At 69.3% G+C, this 15,398-nt stretch carries 13 protein-coding genes; 5 read left to right on the top strand and 8 right to left on the bottom strand.

Features of this window, described 5'->3' with window-relative positions:
* The first annotated feature begins 5 nt into the window (after positions 1-5).
* Genes AC3WQM_RS07620 through AC3WQM_RS07605 form a run of 4 tightly spaced genes read left to right on the top strand, consistent with a single transcriptional unit; the run spans position 6 to position 4,436 of the window.
* A complete protein-coding gene (locus AC3WQM_RS07620; RefSeq protein WP_492677672.1) occupies positions 6-1,238 on the top strand; it encodes an acyl-CoA dehydrogenase family protein in 1,233 nt (410 codons plus the stop codon).
* Complete coding sequence (locus tag AC3WQM_RS07615; protein WP_492677670.1) at positions 1,235-2,206, top strand: ABC transporter substrate-binding protein; 972 nt, start codon at positions 1,235-1,237, stop codon at positions 2,204-2,206. Before AC3WQM_RS07620 ends, AC3WQM_RS07615 begins: the two co-directional genes overlap by 4 nt.
* Positions 2,203-2,802 (top strand): cysteine dioxygenase family protein, encoded by a 600-nt coding sequence (locus AC3WQM_RS07610; RefSeq protein WP_062477560.1) that lies wholly within the window; start codon positions 2,203-2,205, stop codon positions 2,800-2,802. The genes AC3WQM_RS07615 and AC3WQM_RS07610 overlap by 4 nt, the downstream gene beginning before the upstream one ends.
* Complete coding sequence (locus AC3WQM_RS07605) at positions 2,799-4,436, top strand: rhodanese-related sulfurtransferase (protein ID WP_492677668.1); 1,638 nt, start codon at positions 2,799-2,801, stop codon at positions 4,434-4,436. Before AC3WQM_RS07610 ends, AC3WQM_RS07605 begins: the two co-directional genes overlap by 4 nt.
* A gap of 2 nt (positions 4,437-4,438) precedes the next feature.
* Here AC3WQM_RS07605 and AC3WQM_RS07600 read toward each other — a convergent pair whose 3' ends face one another.
* The 7 genes from AC3WQM_RS07600 to AC3WQM_RS07570 form a co-directional block, all read right to left on the bottom strand.
* A complete protein-coding gene (locus AC3WQM_RS07600; RefSeq protein WP_492677666.1) occupies positions 4,439-4,792 on the bottom strand; it encodes a hypothetical protein in 354 nt (117 codons plus the stop codon).
* Positions 4,789-5,358, bottom strand: a complete 570-nt coding sequence (locus AC3WQM_RS07595; RefSeq protein ID WP_492677664.1) for a hypothetical protein — start codon at positions 5,356-5,358, stop codon at positions 4,789-4,791. Before AC3WQM_RS07595 ends, AC3WQM_RS07600 begins: the two co-directional genes overlap by 4 nt.
* Positions 5,359-5,624: 266 nt before the next feature.
* The gene (locus AC3WQM_RS07590) at positions 5,625-7,094 is read right to left on the bottom strand and encodes a DEAD/DEAH box helicase (RefSeq protein WP_139701960.1); all 1,470 of its coding nucleotides are present in this window, start codon (positions 7,092-7,094) and stop codon (positions 5,625-5,627) included.
* A 130-nt stretch (positions 7,095-7,224) separates the two neighbouring features.
* A complete protein-coding gene (gene ypfJ, locus AC3WQM_RS07585) occupies positions 7,225-8,109 on the bottom strand; it encodes a KPN_02809 family neutral zinc metallopeptidase (RefSeq protein ID WP_492677662.1) in 885 nt (294 codons plus the stop codon).
* Between the two features lie 112 nt (positions 8,110-8,221).
* Positions 8,222-8,788 carry a dCTP deaminase gene (gene dcd, locus AC3WQM_RS07580; RefSeq protein WP_099795730.1) on the bottom strand — a complete coding sequence of 189 codons (567 nt, stop codon included), beginning with the start codon at positions 8,786-8,788 and terminating at the stop codon, positions 8,222-8,224.
* Between the two features lie 85 nt (positions 8,789-8,873).
* Positions 8,874-10,160 carry a guanine deaminase gene (gene guaD, locus AC3WQM_RS07575; RefSeq protein ID WP_492677660.1) on the bottom strand — a complete coding sequence of 429 codons (1,287 nt, stop codon included), beginning with the start codon at positions 10,158-10,160 and terminating at the stop codon, positions 8,874-8,876.
* Positions 10,161-10,262: 102 nt separating this feature from the next.
* Positions 10,263-11,378, bottom strand: coding sequence for a BMP family ABC transporter substrate-binding protein (locus AC3WQM_RS07570; RefSeq protein ID WP_492677658.1), 1,116 nt, complete (start codon positions 11,376-11,378; stop codon positions 10,263-10,265).
* A 168-nt stretch (positions 11,379-11,546) separates the two neighbouring features.
* Between AC3WQM_RS07570 and AC3WQM_RS07565 the strand changes: the two genes are divergently transcribed.
* A complete protein-coding gene (locus tag AC3WQM_RS07565) occupies positions 11,547-12,782 on the top strand; it encodes an MFS transporter (protein ID WP_492677656.1) in 1,236 nt (411 codons plus the stop codon).
* On the opposite strand, the gene AC3WQM_RS07560 is transcribed toward AC3WQM_RS07565, so the two are convergent.
* The gene (locus AC3WQM_RS07560; protein WP_492677654.1) at positions 12,772-15,303 is read right to left on the bottom strand and encodes a penicillin acylase family protein; all 2,532 of its coding nucleotides are present in this window, start codon (positions 15,301-15,303) and stop codon (positions 12,772-12,774) included. The two genes, AC3WQM_RS07565 and AC3WQM_RS07560, sit on opposite strands and share 11 nt — an antisense overlap.
* Positions 15,304-15,398: the final 95 nt, after the last annotated feature.

Below are 15,398 nucleotides of genomic sequence, written 5' to 3'. Positions count from 1 at the left end.
GCACCATGAGTGCACTCCCCTTGCGCCGCGCGCCGGCCGTTCCCGACACCGACACCCCGCCCTCCGTCGACCCCGCCGTGCTGGCCCGCCTGTCGGACCAGTTCGCGTCCACGGCGGCCGACCACGACCGCAGCGGCGCCTTTCCGCGCCAGAACTTCGAGGCGCTGCAGGCGAACGGCCTGATCGGCCTCGTCGCGCCCGCCGCATACGGCGGCGGCGGCGCCACGCTGGCCACGGCACGCCGCGTGATCGCGGCGGTGGCGCGCGGCGAGTCCGCCACCGCGCTGATCCTCACCATGACCTACCTGCAGCACCAGGCGCTCGCGCGCCGCGAGAGCCGCTGGCCCGCGCACCTGCGCGAGCGCGTGGCACGCGACGCGGTGGCGCACGGCGCGCTCATCAACGCGCTGCGCGTGGAGCCCGCGCTGGGCTCGCCGGCGCGCGGCGGCCTGCCCGGCACCGTGGCGCGGCGCACGCCCGAGGGCTGGCGCATCGACGGCCACAAGCTCTACACGACCGGCATCGAGGGCCTGTCGTGGCTCGCGGTCTGGGCCCGCACCGACGAGGCCGCGCCGCGCACCGGCGTGTTCCTGGTGCCGCGCGACGCGCCCGGCATCCGCGTGATCGCGAGCTGGGACCACCTGGGCCTGCGCGCCTCGGGCAGCCACGAGGTGGTGTTCGAGGACGTCGCCATCGCCGCCGACCACGCCGTCGACCTGCGCGCGCCCGCCGACTGGGCGCCCGGCGCCGGCAGCCAGACCGACATCGACGCCCATGCGGCGCAGCAGGCCTGGATGGTCGTGCTGCTGGGCAGCCTCTACGACGCCGTGGCACGCGCCGCGCGCGACTGGCTGGTCGACTTCCTGAACCGGCGCGCGCCCGGCAGCCTCGGTGCGCCGCTGGCCAGCCTGCCGCGCGTGCAGGAGCAAGTCGGCGAGATCGAGGCGCTGCTGCGCACCAACCGCGTGCTGCTCGACGACGCGGCCGCTGCGGTCGACAGCGGCCACACGCCGCCCGCCGCCGACAGCGGCCTGCTCAAGCACACCGTGACCACGCACGCCATCCGCGTGGTCGAGCTGGCGCTGCAGCTGAGCGGCAACCACGGCCTCACGCGGCAGAACCCGCTCGAACGCCACTACCGCGACGTGCTGTGCAGCCGCATCCACACGCCGCAGAACGACGCGATCCTGGTCGCGGCGGGCCAGCGTGCGTTGCAGGCATCGGGAGCTGCAGCGTGAGCGCGCTGCCAATTTCTCGCCGCGCCTGGCTCGCGCAAGGCGCCGCGCTGTCGCTGGCCGTGGCCGGCCCGCTGCGCGCGGTGGCACAGCCCCAGGCCACGCTGGTGCTCGGCGACCAGGCCGGCGGCCTGCGCTCGCTGTTCGAGGCCTCCAAGGCCCTCGACGACGCACCCTTTGCCTACCGCTGGGCCAACTTCCAGGGCGCCGCGCCGCTGTTCGAGGCGCAGCGCAGCGCCGCGGTCGACACCGCGATGGCCGGCGACCTGCCCGTGCTCGCGGCGGCCGTCGGCAAGACGCCGCTGAAGATCGTCGCCACGCGCGTGGGCAAGGCCGAGTCGCTGGGCATCGTGGTGCAGCCCAACTCGCCACTGCGCCGCGTGGCCGACCTGCGCGGCCAGACGGTGGTCGTCTCGTCGGCGCGCGGCAGCATCTCGCAATACCAGCTCTACGGCGCGCTCGAAGAGGCCGGCGTGCGACGCGACGAGGTCACGGTGAAGTTCGTGCTGCCCACCGACGCGGCCGCCGCGTTCGCGTCGAAGCAGATCGACGCCTGGGCCATCTTCGACCCCTACTACGCGATCGCGCTGCAGCAGGGCGGGCGCATCCTGCGCGACGGGCGCGGCATCAACACGGCGCTGGGCTTCATCACCGCGAGCGAGCATTCGCTGGCCGATGTGGCCAAGCGCGCGGCCATCGTGCAGTTCCTCGAACGGCTCGCCCGCGCGGGCGACTGGGCGCTGGCCAACCCCGAGGCCTATGCGCAGGCCTACAGCCAGCTCACGCGGCTGCCGATCGCGTCGGCGCGGCTCATCACGGCGCGCGCCTCGGTGGCGGGGCGGCCCGTGAGCGAGGCCGACATCGTCGCGCTACAAACTGTGGCCGACCGCTCGGCGCGTGACGGTATCCTTCCCACACGCGTGGATGTGCGCGCGATCACCGACACCCAACTCTGGAAACGCCCCGCATGATTGCTCCGCTGCGCGATTTCGTCGGCGCCTTCGGCCGGCTGCTCGACAGCCGGCCCGACGAGCCGCGCATCCTGTCCGAAGGCGGCGCGCTGCTGCGCACGCTGGTGGCGCGCGACGACTGGCTGCCCGACGCCTTCGCCGTGGCCGACCCGACCTACTACCAGCAGTTCTTGCTGCATGCGGACAGCACCGAGCGCTTCTCGGTCGTGAGCTTCGTCTGGGGGCCGGGCCAGGCCACGCCGATCCACGACCACACGGTGTGGGGCCTCATCGGCATGCTGCGCGGCGCCGAGTACAGCCAGCCTTACGCGCTCGACGCCGACGGCACCGCACGGCCCCAGGGCGAGCCGGTGCGGCTCGATGCGGGCCATGTCGAGGCCGTGTCGCCCACCGTGGGCGACCTGCACCGCGTGCACAACGCGCACGCCGACCGCGTGTCGATCAGCATCCACGTGTACGGCGCCAACATCGGCGCCGTGCGCCGCCACACCTACCCGGCCGAAGGCGGGCGCAAGCCCTTCGTCTCCGGCTACTCCAACACGCTGCTGCCCAACCTGTGGGACCGCTCCGCCGAACTCCGAAACACTGCCGCATGACGACAACGACGACCGCCTCCTTTCCCCTGCTGCCCTTCGCCGCGCTGCGCGAACGGCTGATCGCGCGCGAGGAGACCGCGCTGCTCGACCTGCGCGAGGAAGACCCGTTCGCGCAGGAGCACCCGCTGTGGGCCGCCAACCTGCCGCTGTCGCGCATCGAGATCGAAGCGTGGCGACGCATTCCGCGGCGCGACACCTTCATCGTGCTGTACGGCGCGCACGACGGTGTCGACCTCGCGCCGCTGGCGGCACGCACCTTCGCCGCGCTGGGCTACACCCACGTGCACCTGCTCGACGGCGGCCTCGAAGGCTGGCGCGCGGCGGGCGGCGAGCTGTTCCGCGACGTGAACGTGCCGAGCAAATCCTTCGGCGAGCTGGTCGAGCACGAGCGGCACACGCCGTCGCTGTCGGCGCCCGAGGTGCAGGCGCTCATCGACAGCCGCGCCGACGTGGTCGTGCTCGACGCGCGTCGCTTCGACGAATACCAGACCATGAGCATCCCCTCGGCCACCAGCGTGCCCGGCGCGGAGCTGGTGCTGCGCGTGCGCGAGCTCGCGCCCGACCCGGCCACGCGCGTGATCGTGAACTGCGCGGGCCGCACGCGCAGCATCATCGGCACGCAGTCGCTCGTGAACGCGGGCATCCCGAACCCGGTGGCGGCCCTGCGCAACGGCACCATCGGCTGGAAGCTCGCGGGCCAGGTGCTCGACCACGGCGCCGGCCGGCAGGCACCGGCTGCGGTGTCGGACGCGAACCGCGCGCAGGCGCAGGCCGACGCGCGCCGCGTGGCCGACGCCGCGGGCGTGCGCCGCATCGCACTCGACGCACTCGACACGCTCGAGGCCCCGGGCCGCACCGTGTACCGCTTCGACGTGCGCACGCCCGAGGAATACACCGCCGGCCACCTGCCCGGCTTCGCGAGCGCGCCCGGCGGGCAGCTCGTGCAGGAAACCGACCACCAGGTGCCGGTGCGCGGCGCACGCGTCGTGCTGGCCGACGACGACGGCGTGCGCGCATCGATGAGCGCCTCATGGCTCGCGCAGATGGGCTGGGAGGTGTACGTGCCCGATGCGGTGCCACCGGCCGCCGCGCTCAGCGAAACCGGCACGCCGACGTCGGCCTACCCGCCCGTCGCGGCCACGGTCGCCGAGATCGCGCCGCAAGCCTTGGCCGAGCTGCTGAAGCAGCAACCCGCCACCGCCGTGATCGACGTGACCACGAGCGCCAACTACGTGAAGCGCCACATCCCCGGCGCCTGGTACGCGATCCGCGCGCAGCTGGCACAGGCGATCGACAACAACGCGATCCCGTCCGCGCCGCGCTACGTATTGACCTGCGGCAGCAGCCTGCTCGCGCGCTACGCCGCAGCCGACCTGCGCACCCTGCTCGACGCGCGCGGCCAGCGCGACGTGGAGGTACAGGTGCTCACGGGCGGCAACACCGCCTGGTTCGCCGCCGGTCTGCCGGCCGAGACCGGCGAGACCCGCCTGGCCACCGCCCGCACCGACCGCTACCGCCGGCCCTACGAAGGCACCGACGCACCCGCCGAGGCCATGCAGGCCTACCTGGACTGGGAGTTCGGGCTGGTGGAGCAGCTGGGACGCGACGGCACGCATCACTTTCGCGTGGCCTGAGTTCAGCCAAGCGCCACTAGCAGGGCCTCCCCGGCACCGTCCAGATCCTGGGCCAGAGCAGCTTCGGCGGTGAAGACGGGGCCCCCCCCGACGCGCAAGACCTGGGTCGCGTCAAACAGCTCGCCGACCACCCTTTCGGCCGGGATGCCATCGGGGAGGTCGAAAATGCCGTTGCCTGCGATGCTCTGGATCACCTGTTCACGGCTCACCCGCATGGCGAGCGCCAGCGACCGCACGCAGAGTCCGCTGAAGTCAGGCTCTTCTGCAAGGTAGCGGAACGCATACTCGATGCCGGCGTTCGCCACCCTGGCCACCCATCGCCCCTCGCTGGTGTAGACCATCAGCAGATCGTTCATGGCTTGCCTGGCGTGTAGTTGCTGATGGTGACGGTCAGGTCGAGCGCGGTGTGCCACGATCGCGCGCGGCCGGTCGCAGTCAGGCCTGCGATATGGCCGTCGGCGAAAAACACCCGCGGGTCCGACGGCTCGGACCCGGACTTGGCCCAGTGCGGATCGGCCCCGGGGTTGTTGTCCCAGCACACTTCCCAGTGCGGGCGCGGGCCCATGCCGAAGACCTGCACCGGCGCGACGATCCGGGCGCCGAATCGCACCGGAATCTCGGGGCTGTACCAGGTCACGTAGGCGTTGTTTGCGCCCTCCGCGATCCACGAGAACGCAATCTGGCAGATGTCGAGCGACTCCATGCCCGAGTGCGCCTTGAGAACCGTCCCCGGCGAGGACGTGATGCTCCCCAGTGCGAAGTCCTTGGTGTAGCCGGTGACGTCGCGTCTGAACTCGTACTTCGAGTAGTTGATGAAGGTGATCTTGATCTCGCCGCTGTCGACAGCCACGGCCCTGGGTAGCAATTGCGCACTCGAAACGATGTCGGGAATCGCGTGGTGCGCCGAACTGATGCTTGTCATGGGATGCCCCTCCTCCTGCGTGCAATCGGCCGGTGCGATGGCGGCGAAACGGGTGTGCGCTGGCACTGGCAAGGAAGCGCATGCATCTCACCGATCCGGGTTCGTGGCCGACGAACACCCCCGGAAATCAGTGGCAAGGATAGGGAGCCCCCCGCATCTCGCAATCCCCGAAAACAAGTAAGCCGGGTCATCGGGAGAGGGTGACCAGAAAGCAAAAAAGCCGGGCATGCCCGGCTTTTTGACTTTCGCTGTCGCGCAGCTCCGGCTCAACCCGGCTCGGCCGCCTTGAACAGTGCCGCGACCTTGCGCTTGCTCTTGATGTTGCTCGAAATGCCGCGTGCGGGCGCGGCCTTGGCCGACGCTTCCCAGGCCGGTGCGGCTTCGCGCTCGCCGGATTCGTAGGGCTTGTCGAAGAACGGATCGCGCGGCGCCGACGGTGCGCGGTGCGGGCGGCCGCCACCGCTCATGCTGCGGCGGGTGTCGGCTTCGCGGCGTTCGCGCGGCTGGTCGAGCACGTCGCGTGCGTCGCCGGCTTCGCCTTCTTCACGCCAATGGCGGCGTCCGTCGTTGATGCGGCCGCGCGGGCGGTCTTCTTCGAACTCGACGGGTTCGAGCTCGATCTTCTTCTTGATCAGCTTCTCGATGTCGGCCACCAGGCGCGCATCGTTGCCGCCGCTGGCAAAGCTCACGGCCAGGCCCGAGGCGCCGGCACGGCCGGTGCGGCCGATGCGGTGCACGTAGTCTTCGGCGTTGAACGGGATGTCAAAGTTGAAGACGGCGGGCACGTCCTTGATGTCCAGGCCGCGGGCCGCGACGTCAGTGCACACCAGCAGGTCGACTTCGCCGGCCTTGAACGAAGCGAGCGCCTTCAGGCGTTCGTCCTGGCTCTTGTCGCCGTGCAGTGCGGTGGTACGCAGACCGTCGCGCTCCAGCGAGCGTGCGAGGCGCGCGCAGCCGAGCTTGCTGTTGACGAACACGAAGGCCTGCGTAATGCCGCGCTGCTTGACGATCTGCTTGAGCGCACGGCGCTTGTCATCGTCAGAGACGCTGTAGAAGTGCTGTTCGACGGTGGAGGCCGTTTCGTTCGGCCGCGCCACTTCGATGGTCACCGGGTTCTGCAGGTAGCTGCTGGCCAGGCGCTTGATTTCGGGCGAGAAGGTGGCCGAGAACAGCAGCGTGGTGCGCTGCTTGGGCAGGTAGCTCAGGATGCGCTGCAGGTCGGGCAGGAAGCCGATGTCGAGCATGCGGTCGGCCTCGTCGAGCACGACGTATTCGACCTGGTTGAGCACCGCGTTCTTGGCTTCGATGTGGTCGAGCAGACGGCCGGGCGTGGCCACGAGCACTTCGACGCCCTTCTTCAGCTCCAGCGTCTGGGGCTTCATGTCGATGCCGCCGAACACCACCGTGCTGCGCAGGTTGGTGTACTTGGCGTACAGCTTGACCTGCTGCGCGACCTGGTCGGCCAGTTCACGCGTGGGCAGCAGCACCAGCGCACGCACCGGATGCCGCGCGGGCGAGGTGGAGGCGTTTTCGTGCTTGAGCATGCGCTGCAGCAAGGGCAGCGAAAACGCCGCCGTCTTGCCGGTGCCGGTCTGCGCGGCGCCCATCACGTCCTGGCCTGAAAGCACGACCGGAATGGCCTCTGCCTGGATGGGCGTCATGGTCTCGTAGCCCATTTCGGCCACGGCGCGGGCCAGCGGTTCTGCCAGCGAAAGATTGGAGAAGGACATTGTCATTGAGCCTTCTATTGTCGCACTGCCGCAAAAAACGGCAGTGACAACGAAACGACAACATCCGCGCAGGCCGAATTGCTATTTATTCAATAGCAAAAGCCCCAATGAATCCGGGGCTCTCGGGAGACAATCTTTACAGATTGCGCGTGTTGAAAGTGTCGCAGGACTTCATTTCACCCGTCTGATAGCCCGTGCCGAACCAGCGTTGGCGCTGTGCACTGGAGCCGTGGGTGAAGCTGTCGGGCACCACCGCGCGGCCTGCGGAACGCTGCAAAGCGTCGTCGCCGATCTTCTGGGCGGCGTTCATGGCGGCCTCGATGTCGCCCGGGTCGAGCCACTTCTTCGACTCCTGCGAATGGTGTGCCCACACGCCCGCGAAGCAGTCGGCCTGCAGCTCGACACGCACGCTCATCGCGTTGTTCTGCGACTCGCTCAGGCGCCCGCGCATGCCGTCGACCTTGGCGGTGATGCCCAGCTCGTCCTGCACGTGGTGGCCCACCTCGTGCGCGATGACGTACGCCTGCGCAAACTCGCCGGGTGCGCCGAGCTGGTTCTTCAGGGTGTCGTAGAACGCCAGGTCGATGTAGACCTTCTTGTCGCCCGGGCAGTAGAACGGCCCCATGGCCGATTGCCCGGTGCCGCAGGCCGTGGGCGTGGCGCCGCGGAACAGCACGAGCCGGGGCGCCTGGTAGTTGCCGCCGCTCTTGCGGAACAGATCGGTCCAGACCACCTCGGTGTTCTTCAGCACGGTGGAAACGAAGGCCGCTTCGCGGTCGTTCGACGGCGGCTTGGGTGCCGGCCCCTGCTGTTGCTGCACCTGGACCGGATCGCCGCCACCGCTGAGCAGGCCCAGCACGGTGAGCGGATTGATGCCGAAGATCCAGCCCGCGATGAGCGCGACCGCGATGGTGCCGATGCCAATGCCGCGCCCACCGATGAAACCGCCGCCTCCGCCGCCACCCCCGCCGTCACGGCGGTCTTCGACGTTGTCGGATTGTTCGTTGCCTTCCCATCTCATCGCAGTCTCCTTGCCGGCTTGCTGAACGGCGTATTTGCCGGAACGTCGCAGGATGGTACTTGGCCCGGCCGCCCGGAACGTAACCGGCGGTCAGGATGCCTGTATCAGGCTGTCAGGTCTTGGGCAGCGTGACGCCGCGCTGGCCCTGGTACTTGCCGCCGCGGTCCTTGTAGCTGGTCTCGCAGACCTCGTCGCTCTCGAAGAACAGCACCTGCGCGCAGCCTTCGCCCGCGTAGATCTTGGCAGGCAGCGGCGTGGTGTTGCTGAACTCCAGCGTCACGTAGCCTTCCCACTCGGGCTCGAACGGGGTCACGTTGACGATGATGCCGCAGCGCGCGTAGGTGCTCTTGCCCAGGCAGATGGTCAGCACGTTGCGCGGGATGCGGAAGTACTCCACCGTGCGCGCCAGCGCGAAGCTGTTCGGCGGAATGATGCAGTAGTCGCCGTGCATGTCGACGAAGCTCTTCTCGTCGAAGTTCTTCGGGTCGACCACCGTGCTGTGGATGTTGGTGAAGACCTTGAATTCAGGCGCGCACCGGATGTCGTAGCCGTAGCTGGAGGTGCCGTAGCTGATGATCTTGTGGCCGTTGTTCTCGCGCACCTGGCCCGGTTCGAAGGGATCGATCATTCCTTCGTTCTCGGCCATGCGCCGGATCCATTTGTCGCTCTTGATGCTCATATGCGCTCGCTGATGCTGCTGCGGGGGAAATCGGGGCCGAATTGTGGCATGGGCGCCCTGCGCGCCCTCCCCCCGCAGGCGCCGCTCAGCCCGCCTGCGAAATCACCGTGCGCTCGACCAGCCGGTCGTCGCCCAACACGATCATCGCGAACAGCAGCTCTTCGAGGTTGTTGGCCAGCGAGGTCTTGCGCGCCAGGAGCGGCGTGGCGGACGGGTTCAGCACCAGGAAGTCGGCCTCGCAGCCCGGCTGCAGGTTGCCGACCACGCCGCCCAGCCCCAGCGAACGCGCCGCGCCGCCGGTGTGGTGCCACCACAGCCGCGAGGGCGCGATGCTCAGGCCGGTCTTGGTCTGGCCCTCGCGACCGACGTAGTACGCGGCCAGCATGGTGTGGAAGGGGCTGAAGCTGGTGCCGCCGCCCACGTCGCTGGCCAGGCCGTAGGGTTGCTCGAGGCGGTCGGCCGCGCCGAAGTCGAAGAAGCCGCTGCCCAGGAACAGGTTGCTCGTGGGGCTCACGGCGGCGGCCGTCTTGGTCTCGTGCATGAGCGCGCGGTCGGTGTCGTCCAGGTAGATGCAGTGGGCGTACACGGCGCGTTCGCGCAGCAGGCCGAAGTCGGCGTACACGTCGAGGTACGAGCGCGACTTCGGGTACAGCTCGCGCGCCCACTTCACCTCGTCGCGGTTCTCGGCCACGTGCGACTGGATCCAGGTGTCGCCGTATTTGGCGGCCAGCTCGCCAGCGCCGCGCATCTGTGCGTCGGTGCTGGTGGGCGCGAAGCGCGGCGTGATGGCGTAGCCCAGGCGATCGACGTTGTGCCACTTGCGGATCAGCGCCTCGGTGTCGACCAGGCTCTGCTCGGTGTCGTCGCGCACGCCGTCGGGCGAGTTGCGGTCCTGCAGCACCTTGCCGGTGATCATGCGCAGCTGGCGGCGCTGCGCGCTCTCGAAGAAGGCGTCGACCGAGGCGACGTGCGAGGTCGCGAAGGTCAGCGAGGTGGTCACGCCGTTGCGCAGCAGCTCGTCGAAGAACACGTCGGCCACCACGCGCGAGTGCGCGGGGTCGGCGAACTTGCTTTCGGCCGGGAAGGTGTAGTTCTCGAGCCAGGGCAGCAGGCCGGCGGCGGGCGCGCCGATGATGTCGGTCTGCGGGTAATGCACGTGCATGTCCACGAAGCCCGGCGCCAGGATGCGGCCCGGCAGGTGGGTGGTGTGGGCGCCGGCATGGCGCGGCGCCACGTCGGCATGGCTGCCGGCGTCGAGCACGCGCTGGCGGCCGGTGCTGTCGGGGGCGACGACCAGCAGGCCGTCCTCGTCGAAGACAGGCAGGCCGGCGGCGTCGAATCGCAGGAGGGAGGCGCGGTAGGCTTTTTTCATCGTGGATTCGGAGGGTAATCCAGCCCCGGACGGCGGGAATTGCCCTGCGCGTATGAGTGCTATACGCGCAACGCTCTCTTCAAACGGGGCAAAAGGCCGCGCTCAGCGCGTCACCCGCCCCTGCACGCCCTCGGCCAGCCAGTTCATCTGCAGGACCTGTTCGTCGCTCAACTGGGCGCCCTTGGCGATCGCGACGCGGCCTTCGTTGTCGCGCACGTCGGCCGCCACCGCGCGGAACGGCTGCAGCTTGCCTGCCGCGATGTCCTTCTGCCGCGCCTGCACCTCGTCCTGCACGGCCTTGGGTACCTTGGTGCCGAAGTCGCCGACGCGGATCATTCCCTCCTTCACACCGCCCCAGAGGTTGCCGCTCTTCCAGGTGCCGTCGAGCACGGCCTTCGCGCGTTGCGTGTAGTAGCCGCCCCACTGGTGCGTGACCGCGACGATCTGCGCGTCGGGCGCGATCTTGCGCATGTCGGAGTGGTAGGCCACGGCCATCTTGCCGCGCTCCTGCGCGGCGGCCATCACGGCGGTGGAGCCGGTGTGGAAGGCGAGCACGTCGGCGTTCTGGTTGAACAGCGCCATGGCCGCGTCGCGCTCCTTCGGCGGATCGAACCACTCGTTGAGCCACACCACGATCACCTTGGCCTTCGGGTTCACCGAGCGCATGCCGAGCGTGAAGGCGTTGATGCCCTGCAGCACCTCGGGAATCGGAAAGCCTGCGACGTAACCGGCCACGTTCGTCTTCGTCATGCGCCCCGCCGCGATGCCCGCGAGGTAGCGGCCCTCGTAGTAGCGGGCGTTGGCGGTGGCGACGTTGGGCGCGGTCTTGTAGCCGGTGATCGACTCGAACTTCACGCCGGGAAAGTCCTTCGCGACCTTCAGCGTCGGCTCCATGTAGCCGAAGCTGGGCGTGAAGATCAGCTGGCTGCCCTGCTGCGCGAGGTCGCGGATCACGCGCTCGGCGTCGGCGCCCTCGGGCACGTTCTCGACGAAGACGGTGTTCACGCGGGGGCCCAGCGCGGCCTCGACGGCCTTGCGGCCTTCTTCATGCTGGCGCACCCAGCCGGCATCGGTGACCGGCGTGACGTAGACGAAGCCGACCTTCAGCGCGTCCTTGGCGGGAGGCGGCTTCGGCGGCGCGGTCTGGGACAGGGCGGGAGATAAAAAGCAAGCGGCTGCCAGCGCCAGAACGGCGCGGCCCGCGAGGTTTTTGTACATGGTGGTCCTCTACATGGCCCCGGTCGAACAAAAAACCCGCAGCCGGCCGGGACGCCCGGCTGCGGGGGGAAGATTTTAGTGCGCGGCGATCCGTCGGGTGCGGCGATGGGACCCGCCGCGAATCGGCAGTGCGGCTTTCGCTCCCCGCGCCACACAATCGATTCCCCCATGACGAACCCGATCACCCACGCCAGCCACGCACACTGGCAGCGCAACCTCGCGGTCTGCATGTTCGGCTCCTTCACGACCATCATCGCGATGACGCTGCTGCTGCCCTTCCTGCCGCTGTACGTCGAGCAGCTTGGCGTGAAGGACCACGCGGCCATCGTGCAGTGGTCCGGCGCGGCTTATGGCGCCACCTTCCTGAGCGCCGCGCTGGTCGCGCCGCTGTGGGGCCGGCTGGCCGATCGCTACGGGCGCAAGCCGATGCTGATCCGCGCGAGCCTCGGCATGGCCGTGGCGATGGCATTGATCGGCCTCGCGGCCAACGTGTGGCAGCTCGTGGGCCTGCGGCTGCTGGCGGGGCTGCTCGGCGGGTACGCCTCGGGCTCGATGGTGCTGGTCGCCACGCAGACGCCCAAGGACCGCACGGGCTGGGCGCTGGGCACGATGTCGTCGGCCATCATGGCGGGCAACCTCGTGGGGCCGCTGGTGGGCGGGGTGCTGCCGCCGCTGGTCGGCATCCGCAACACCTTCTTCGCGGCGGGCGCGATGATCTTCATCGCCTTTCTCGCCACGGCCTTCCTGATTCGCGAGGAGAAGAAAGCACCCTCGGCCGCAAGGCAAAGCGACACGCCCGATACCGGCTGGGCCGCCGTGCCCGACAAGCGCCCGCTGGTCGCGATGCTCTTCACCGGCATGCTGCTGATGCTCGCGAACATGTCGATCGAGCCGATCATCACGGTCTACGTCGCCACGCTGCTCGACGACCCGCAGCGCGTGACGATGATGGCCGGCCTCGTGATGTCGGCCGCCGCGCTCGGCAGCATCCTCTCGGCCTCGCGGCTGGGCAAGCTGGCCGACCGCGTGGGGCACTGGAACGTGATCGTCGGCTGCCTGGCGGTGTCGGCGCTGCTGCTGATTCCGCAGGCCTTCGTCACGTCGGGCTGGCAGCTGGTGGTGCTGCGCTTCCTGATGGGGTTGTCGCTCGGCGGGCTGCTGCCGTGCATCGCGAGCGTGATCCGCCACAACGTGCCCGAGCACGTGGCCGGCAACATGCTGGGCTACTCGACCTCGGCGCAGTACGCGGGCCAGGTGGCGGGCCCGCTGCTGGGCGGCTTCGTGGGCGGGCACATCGGCATGCGCGCCGTGTTCCTCGGCACCTGCGTGCTCATGGCCGCAGGCGCCGGGTGGAACTGGCTCGCGCAGCGAGCCGCGTCCCGTACGTCGTTCGCTACTCGCTGACGACGGCGCTGCGGTAGGCCGCGTCGGCCTTGATCTCGGCTTCGGAGAACGGCACCTTCAGCCACTGCCCCGCGCTGTAGGCCCGGGTGTAGTCGGCGTTGTGCGCCGAGGCCGGATCGTCCGACAGCGAGAACGTCAGGAAGGTGTGCGCCTCCACGCCGCCTTCGGGGAAACGCACGATCTGCATGTAGCTGTTGCCGTTCGGGTTGCCGTCCATGGTGTAGCCGCCCTTGTCCAGACGGTTCTCCGAGCACGCGATGGTGAAGTAGCCCGGGCCGTGGCAGCCGCCGTACAGCGGGATCTTCTGGCCGCCGCGCGTGGCGAACAGGTAGTCGCCGCGCTGTGCATCGAGTGCGAAGCCGCTGGCCTCCACGCGCGCGACGGCCGCGCCGAAGGCCTGCTGCAGGGCACTCGCGGCGCCTGCCTTCAGGTCACGCGGCGTGTGGATCGGATCGCTCGCGCTGAAGGGCACGTTGTAGAGCGTGGCCGCGGATTGCAGCGACGCGCGGTTCCAGAACTCGTCCCAGATGTGTGCGCCGCGCGCGCCGATCGTGCCCGTGTTGTTCCAGGCCCTGAGCACCGCGCAGGCCGGGCCGGTGTCCACGTCGCGCCCGATGGCGGCGCCGCCTTGCGGATCGGTTGCCACGTTGATCGTCGGCGTCGCGCACACCATGGCCAGCGCCTGGTCCTTGAACAGTTCGGCCGTCAGCACGCGGCTGTTGAGCACCATCTGCTTGACGGTCTCGGGCGTGGCCGCCTTGCCGGCGTAGCTGTCGGCGCCGTCGATGCGCGCCTGCGCCATCAGGTTGCCCAGGCGCGTGCGGAAGCTCACGGCCTCCGTGCCCGCGGGTCCCATGATGGCCGGGTAGCCGGTCATCGGTGCCTTGGGGTTCGCGAGCCAGTAGCTGTCGTTCGAGTTCTCGACGTAGTCGTCGCGCAGCAGGCTCGGCAGACGGGCCGCGCCGATGGCGCCCTTCTGCGCCGAGTCGGCATCGGTCTGCCAGTCGCATTCGCTCTTCGAGCCGTCGAAGAAGGGCACGCGCGGCAGCGAGGCGCCGGCCGCCGCGCCCAGCGGCGTCGTGCAGCTGGCCACCTGGGCGGGCGACACGTTGGGAATCGCGCCGATGTCGGCATACCAGGCCTTGGCCGCGCCGCGGCCCACCGCCACGGTGTTGACCCACGGAATGGCCGCTTCCTCGCGCTGGATGGCGATGAACTCGTCCAGCGACTTGGCCTGGTTCCAGCGCAGCCAGTTCTTGAAGGTGCGGTAGTTCTCGCCGTTGATGTCGCGGATCGCGAAGGCCGTGGTCTGGCTCCAGGCGAACGGCGTACCGAAGGTCGTGAGGTTGACCATCGGCCCGTACTCCGACTTGTAGAGCGTGCGCGTCACCGGCGCCACGCTGCCGTCGGCCTGCTTCACGTTGACGGTGATGTTGAGCGCCTGCATCTTCACGGGCTTGCCGTCGCGCATGTAGCTGGTCGGGTCGCCCGCCGCAAGCTTCAGTTCGTAGAAGCCGAAGCGGCGCGCGGTCGACACCGTGTGGCTCCACGCGATGTTGTCGTTGAAGCCGATGAGGATCACCGGAATGCCGAGGAACGAGGTGCCGCTGATGTTGAGCTGGCCCGGAATCGTGAGTTGCGCCTGGTAGAAGCGGTCCGGCCCGCGCCAGTACCAGTGCGGGTTGCCGAAGAGCAGCGGGCTGCTGTCGCCGGTGGCTGCCGTACCGAAGCCGATCATGTTGCTGCCCACGCCCTCCTTGCCACCGACCTGCAGCTCGGGCACGTTGACGACCGCCGCCAGCTGCAACGAGGCCTTCTTCGCGCCGCTGCGCGCAGCCATCTTGGTGGGTGCTGCCGGTGCGGGTGCGATCGCATTGGCGATGTTCGGCAGGAAGTTGCTGTAGCCGCCCGCGAGGTTGGCCGCGTACATGCGGCGGTAGATGTCCTCGGCCGTGATGGGCTTCACCCAGGCTTCGTTGCGACAGGCCTGGTGCGCCGTGCCGCCGGCCTTCACGTCGCGCACGTAGCGGTTGTAGCCGGCGGCGAAGCCCTCGACCAGCTGCTTCAGGTTGTCGGGCTGGGCCGCGATCATCTTCGCGAGCACATCGGCCGAGATCACCTGCTTGTGGAAGAAGTCGGAGTCGATGTTCTGCGGCCGCGCGATGGTGCTGCTGGCCACGAGCTGCGCGTCGCCGCCGAGGTACTGCGAACGCTCGCCGCGGTAGGTGAGGAAGGAGTCGGCCATCGTGCACAGGTCGTCTTCGGCCTGCGCAAAACCGTAGCCGTAGCCCACGCCGGGCCAGTTGTCGGCCTTGATGTGCGGCACTCCCAGGGCGGTGCGGCGGATCTCGGCCTTGTAGCTGCCTTCGGCCTGCGGGTTGGTGGGCGGGTTGCCGCCGATGGGAAAGAACGGGAACCCGTTGCCGCCGCCACCACCGCCACCGCAAGCGGTGAGTGCAGCGGCCGTGACCAACGCGAGCAGGGACAGCGGCATGGCGCCGCGCGAGGATGTCTGTCTCATGGATGTCTCCGGTTGGTGCTCTCTTGATGGAGCACCGCCAGCTTAGGCAGGCAGACCGGCTGCGGCTTGAACGCAGCCGCTGTCCTGCGCCGCGC

It is taken from the genome of Variovorax sp. FW301-JW7, assembly GCF_058788795.1.
Note: the sequence above shows the minus strand (reverse complement) of the source record. Positions and strands in the feature narration are given on the sequence as shown.